Here is a 1,743-nt window from a genome sequence, read left to right as displayed (position 1 = left end):
TGATACCCAATTTTATTGATAAAACAAAATACAGTTTAGATTTTACGGACTGCCAGCGATCTTTGATGGCAGATGAAAATGAAAAGATAATTACGCATATAAGTAACTTTAGAAAAGTAAAACACATACCGGATGTTATTCATGTTTTTAATGGTATTCAAAAGCAAATGGCAGCTAAATTGATTATGGTAGGAGAGGGGCCGGAAAAAGAGCACGCTGAGTTTTTATGTGAACAATTGGGCATTACAGATAAGGTGGTGTTTTTGGGTAATAGTAATCAGATTGATAGAGTCTTGTGCTTCTCAGATTTGTTTTTGCTGCCTTCAAAATCGGAAAGCTTCGGTTTAGCAGCCCTGGAGGCAATGATCAACAGGACTCCTGTAATATCGAGTAATACCGGGGGAATTCCAGAAGTTAATATACATGGCGTAACAGGTTATTTAAGTGATGTTGGCGATGTGGATGATATGGTTAAAAATGCATTAAAAATACTAAGTGATGATACTGTTCTTGCAGAGTTCAAGGAAAATGCCTATCAGGTGGCCCTAAACTTTGATATTAAGAATGTATTACCCTTGTACGAGGCACTCTATGAAAAAGCTTATAAGACGCACTATAACAATACCTATTAAAGCAATTGCTCATGAGAACTCTTATTTTGGGACTACTAATGTTGGCGGGAACTTGTGGCAGTCAAAAGGATAAGGTTAAAGACGTAAATTATCAAGAGTTGAATAAAGATCCATTGACATTAATTTTAAGTGATAATTACGGAGGAGCGGAAACTGAGCAACTATTGGTTATACGGGATAATAAGGCCTTGAAGGCATTCTTTACCAAAGTAAATATGACCAGGAAACCCGGGATTCAGATTCCTGAAATAGATTTTAATACGGAAATGGTTGTGATCTATTGTAACGGAAAAACAACTGATGCTAATACTCCAAAACTAAATAGGGTGGAGGATAAGGATGATAAAATGATCTTTGCGATAAAACCAGAGTCTAAGCAAAACAAAGATCCTTCTACAGCTATTTTAATGCCCTTTCATCTATATAAAATGCCACATACCGAGAAGGAAATTGTACTCAGTGATAATAAGTAATTATCAATTGTAATTTTAGGTTTCATATCGAATTTAATTGCACATCAACTTACTTTGTAGGAATCGTATTTAATGGATGGTAATTTTGTAATGTAATAGTCCTAAATCATTACATTATGAAATCCTACTTAACAGGTGCCATGGCTATTCTTCTCCTTGGAACAACCTCATTTTACGCACAGGAAGAAATTCAAACAACACAAGAAGCAGAACTGCAATTAGATCAGCAGGAAGAATTACAGTTGACTGCTAAAGACAGTATGGTGGTAAGCTCATGGATGGTGGGTTTAGGCTGGAATTTTATTAATGATTCGGGAAACAGGTTGAACGATATCACGACGACTAAAAATATGTATAATGCTGTTGCTTTTCCTTCCAGAATTAATATTGGCCGTTATTTTAGAAGCGGAATAGGGCTAGAAGCTATTGTCACTTATAATAAGTACAAAGAAGGTAATATCATAGATGGTGTTGTTAACCCTGAGGATAAGGACTATTTTGGTTTTGATACCAGGTTTAGTTATGATTTAAACAAAATATTTGGTCAGACAGGCTGGTTTGACCCTTATGTGGGTGTTGGGGCAGGCTATACGTACGCCAATGATCTTTCGAGAGGAACGTACAATGCAGTCATCGGC

The 1,743-nt window shown here is 36.2% G+C and carries 2 protein-coding genes and 1 pseudogene; all 3 read left to right on the top strand.

Translation table 11 applies throughout. The features are described 5' to 3' along the window. Nucleotides 1–632 (top strand): glycosyltransferase (locus WBN20_RS09525; RefSeq protein WP_424281509.1); only part of this gene is annotated, 632 nt, incomplete at its 5' end. A gap of 11 nt (nt 633–643) precedes the next feature. Then, entirely contained in the window at nt 644–1,105 is a 462-nt protein-coding gene (locus tag WBN20_RS09520; protein WP_424281508.1) for a hypothetical protein, read from the top strand. 116 nt (nt 1,106–1,221) lie between these two features. After that, nucleotides 1,222–1,743 (top strand): annotated as a pseudogene (locus tag WBN20_RS09515) (OmpA family protein); the annotation flags it as partial.

The organism is Eudoraea sp., assembly GCF_049665975.1.
Lineage (GTDB): Bacteria > Bacteroidota > Bacteroidia > Flavobacteriales > Flavobacteriaceae > Eudoraea.
This window is presented reverse-complemented; position numbering and strand designations above follow the sequence as displayed.

Coding starts and splice junctions, on each gene's coding strand:
- WBN20_RS09520 (WP_424281508.1), top strand. CDS start 644: ATGAGAACTCTTATTTTGGGACTACTAATGTTGGCGGGAACTTGTGGC.